Raw genomic sequence first — 4,162 nt, forward strand, 5'->3', positions numbered from 1 at the left:
ACCCATGATTTTTTACAAAGCCGTTTTGATGCAGCCAACAGTACATCCGTAGATACGAGCAAGATTAAAAGTTTGCGGGATAAAGTTGAAACGGCATTAACTCGCTGTAAACAGTTAGAATTGTAATTATCAGATACTGATCTGTAGTGTTTGTAATCTAGAAGCCTGAATTGCATTACCTTGATTTGTAGCAAATAGCATAATCAGGAAACGAGTAAACTTTTAAGTAATGGTACACCCTGCGGTGTTCGTGTAGTGTCAGAGAATTCTTGTCCCATACGAAAACCCCTGGGGACAGAACGTTGATGATGTGAGCACGTCCGCTAGACGGAAAGCCTAATTTGTTGGCCGATGACCCCACCTATCTGCTCTGGGTCAAGAGCAGAGACACGCACGGCACAGGTGGGGTGTACCTCCATTAACGACTACATGACATCACGCAATTCCATACGTTCGCAATTGCGCACTAAGAGGCGCGCACTGACTCCTCACCAGCAAGAAGACTTCGCTCAACAGTTCGCGAATCATTTTGCCAAAACAGCAATGTTTAGAAAGAGCGAACGCATCGCATTTTATGTGGCGAATGATGGTGAGCTTGATCCCTCCCATTTGATGGCGAACGCCTGGGCTATGGGAAAAAAATGCTACTTGCCAGTTTTAACACCAACCCATGAAAAAAGTTTATTGTTTGCACCCTACGAACCGGATGCACCGATGAGTTTTAACCAGTTTGGTATACCTGAGCCGACAGTTTCAGCGCGTCACAGATTAAAGGCGCGTTATCTTGATTTAATCATCATGCCACTGGTCGCTTATGATAAAAAGGGAAACCGACTGGGTATGGGTGGAGGTTATTATGACCGTACTCTTAGTTTTTTAAATGTCCGCGCCAGGTGGATTAAACCAAGAATAGTTGGTCTAGGATACAGTTTTCAGGAGGTTCCCTCAATTGAAAGCGAATCCTGGGATGTGCCGCTGAGTTATATTGCTACCGAACACAATCTGATCAAGGTTTAGTAGCCCACAAAAGAATAAAACTGATCTCGTATCTTGTTGTTAAAAATAAAATAATCTTGCTGCCGCATTTTGGTGCAACTTTAAGCCCTGATCGATCATCTACTGATCAGCGTAATCAAGTCGTTAATTTCATCAGTTGTTAAATCTGATTTCCTTTGATGCAAAGCAACAACCGCCCAGTTGCGGTTTGATAAATTATGTGCATTGTCTTGAGGATGAGCATGTTAGTAAAAATAACAATTTAAAGTAGAGATGAGCCGATGAAAGAAAATATTTTATATAACCAGGATGGTCATGTTGTAATGAGTTTTAATGACCTGGTAACCGGGGAAGGGATACAAGCTAATCAACTCGTGATGTTCAATAATGGCCATTCGGCCCTGTTTGATCCCGGTGGTGATTTAACGTATATGCCACTCACAATGTCAGTCAACAAGTATGTCAAAACCAAAGACATTGATTTCATATTTGCCACACACCAGGATCCGGATATTGTTTCTTCGTTCGACAAATGGTTAATGTACAGTGATGCGAAGATTGTAATATCAAAACTCTGGCATCGGTTTATTCCGCACCTGGTACCAGGTTACATGAAAGAAAAAGTGGAAGGACGCATTATCGCAATCCCTGATCAGGGTATGGATTTCAGGTTAGGCAGTACCGTCATCAAGGCCCTGCCTGCCCATTTTCTCCATTCAGTGGGTAACTTACACTTTTACGATACTACCAGTAAGATTCTTTTTTCCGGAGATGTGGGCGCATCATTGGTGGCCAGTGATGCTGATCGGCCCGTGGAAGATTTTCGAAAACATATACCCGCAATGTTGGGTTTCCATAAGCGTTATATGGTGTCTAATAAGGTTTGTCGTTTGTGGGTCAACATGATCAGGCAACTGGATGTAGAAATGATTGTACCGCAACACGGACGGCCTTTCGTTGGGCACGATATGATTGATGAGTTTTTAACATGGTTATCTCAGCTTGAGTGTGGAATAGATAATATGTTTGAAAGTCATTATTCAATACCTTAAGAAACCTGTGTGGATATATTTGCGATTGCGCGTAAAAAACTTTTCAGCAATCATGCTGTTCCACACGACTTACTCACACTAGCAACACAATTATAATTGTTATGTCGTATTAAACAAAAAGGCCGATGCAATTGCATCGGCCTTTTCCTGTTTTACAGCGTGTTGCTGAGAGTTACTGGGTGATTGATTAAATCGGTGTATTAAGCGTACCGTCATATATTCCCTGGAAAGCAACGTATTGTTCAAGGTTCGGTCCCAGTCCATGGCTTCCAAGTGCTGCCGTAAGTGCGGCATCCAGGGCTCCATTATAGCCTGCGCCACCCGCGCCCGGGGTGTGTAGTGCAATATAATTGAGTATGATCATTTCCACTAACAGGTTAACGTTGTTTGCGCCGGGTGTAGTACCAGCAGTTTCAACTGAACCAGAACTTCTCATAAAACCTAATTGCTGGTGTACTGCCTGTTCTTCCGGCGTGCCGCCTAACAAGGTGGGTTGCCCGTTAGGGTTGTATACAAATACCCATGACGCTGCCGTAGAAGAGTTGTCACCCGTCCATTCGCCTTTGCCGCGGCCATCTACCGAGTCATCAATACGACCGTTACTGGCCAATGATCCATCGCTAAACACATATATCATGACAGGTTTGTTGTTTAACGCAGCATACTCCAGACACATACCGATACCGATGCCGGCACGCAGGTCACGTATCTCACCCGTTGCGCGGGTACCGTTATGGTAGTCATAACCGCCTTGCTCGATGGTGCCTGCGCCAGCGCGACCATCGATACAGAGTTTCATGACTGATGCGACTTTTTCAAAATAACCGTCATTTAAACTCGCGTTTAAACCGTCGACTGTTAGCGTACCTGTGGGTCCAAACAAACCGGTAACATCAGTGTCCAGGTTAATATCCAGTGATGCTGGATCTCCAAAATCGCGCACATTGGCAGTCGTTTTCAAATAGCCGCAGTGCATTAAATCTTTTACTACCGCTGTTGCGTTAATTGAGCCTGTGCCTCCATCAATGCCCAGCTTGGCTTTACTCAGCCGTTCAATGGATTCCATTACGACAGTCGCATCAGCCTCTGATAACAAACCAACCAGACCGCCGGTATCCACCAGGCCGGTAACGTCGCTGGCGCGATCAACTTTCGTGGGTTGTACGGATAAGTCAATCATGCTGGCCGGTGCCATTGAGCGACCTCCGGATACAGAAGCGCGAGAGCCAATTAAAGTTAATAATTCACCGTCGGCACCGGCTTTATTAATGCCGTACATTGGATTGTGAGGATTGTTTCCGGTGTCATTGTCAGAGCGAGCCGGTATCACGAAACCGTTGGTGTTGGCACGCGTAGCCGCAGAGGTCACTGCAAGCATGCCTCGTAAATAGGCGCTATCCGAATGCTGTGCCAGTCCAAACGAAGTGTCCGTGTGGTCACCATTACTGGTAGCTGTTGGCGTTGCTTCTGCAAGACCCGGAACCACGTCACCTGGCAAGCCCATTTTGTTGTAGCCGGCGGTGCTCAGGAAATCCATCTGTCCACCGGGGCCGCCGATAAGCACACTTGAGCCAGCCATGTTAGCTCCACCACCCAAATCAAATGCGATAAAGGGGATTTTGCCGGCACCTCGTACTGCCAGGCCGCAGCTCGCTTCAGTGGCAGCAAATGCCGGGTTGGACATTAAGCCCATTAGCAGCGCATCGCCCATGACCATGGCACTTCCCGAAATTAAACCGGCACCCAGAAACTCGCGGCGAGTAACGGGTCGCTTATGACCATCATGCAAGATCGGCTCGTCAATTTTATGGATTTTACGCTTTGTTTTGATAAGCATTTCGCTATCCTCAATCTAATTAATTCAAATAATCTTACTGTACGGTTGCTGATGCACTACTGAGCACCGACACACACATGGATTTTAGAATCACAGTGTTGCGTGCAGCGTCACAACTTCCTGAACAACTGGCACTCAACTGTTCCAGCAATCCTCCCGTGCCAATTAACAAGTTACTGACTTCGGCGCGCGAAGGTTGGGAGGCGACATTGTCGATGATGAAATCGTCATACAACTTGTTGACAATGTTATCCCGGCTGGCAGCTGTATCGAACAC

General features: G+C 46.1%; 4 protein-coding genes and 1 other RNA gene. 3 read left to right on the plus strand and 2 right to left on the minus strand.

Translation table 11 applies throughout. The features are described from left to right. Nucleotides 1–233: 233 nt before the first annotated feature. The 3 genes from ssrS (at nt 234) to ACWVCM_RS07065 (ending at nt 2,048) form a co-directional block, all read left to right on the plus strand. A non-coding RNA gene (gene ssrS / locus ACWVCM_RS07055) (6S RNA) lies at nt 234–413 on the plus strand. A 16-nt stretch (nt 414–429) separates the two neighbouring features. Further along, nucleotides 430–1,017, plus strand: a complete 588-nt coding sequence (locus ACWVCM_RS07060; RefSeq protein WP_455201022.1) for a 5-formyltetrahydrofolate cyclo-ligase — start codon at nt 430–432, stop codon at nt 1,015–1,017. Nucleotides 1,018–1,277: 260 nt separating this feature from the next. Then, nucleotides 1,278–2,048, plus strand: a complete 771-nt coding sequence (locus ACWVCM_RS07065; RefSeq protein WP_455201023.1) for an oxygen-binding di-iron domain-containing protein — start codon at nt 1,278–1,280, stop codon at nt 2,046–2,048. 187 nt (nt 2,049–2,235) lie between these two features. Here the strand turns inward: ACWVCM_RS07065 and ACWVCM_RS07070 are convergent, their stop codons facing one another. Then, nucleotides 2,236–3,885 (minus strand): hypothetical protein, encoded by a 1,650-nt coding sequence (locus ACWVCM_RS07070; protein ID WP_455201024.1) that lies wholly within the window; start codon nt 3,883–3,885, stop codon nt 2,236–2,238. Nucleotides 3,886–3,919: 34 nt separating this feature from the next. Then, the coding region (locus ACWVCM_RS07075; protein ID WP_455201025.1) for a hypothetical protein at nt 3,920–4,162 on the minus strand (243 nt) is incomplete at its 5' end.

The organism is Kaarinaea lacus (assembly GCF_975902315.1).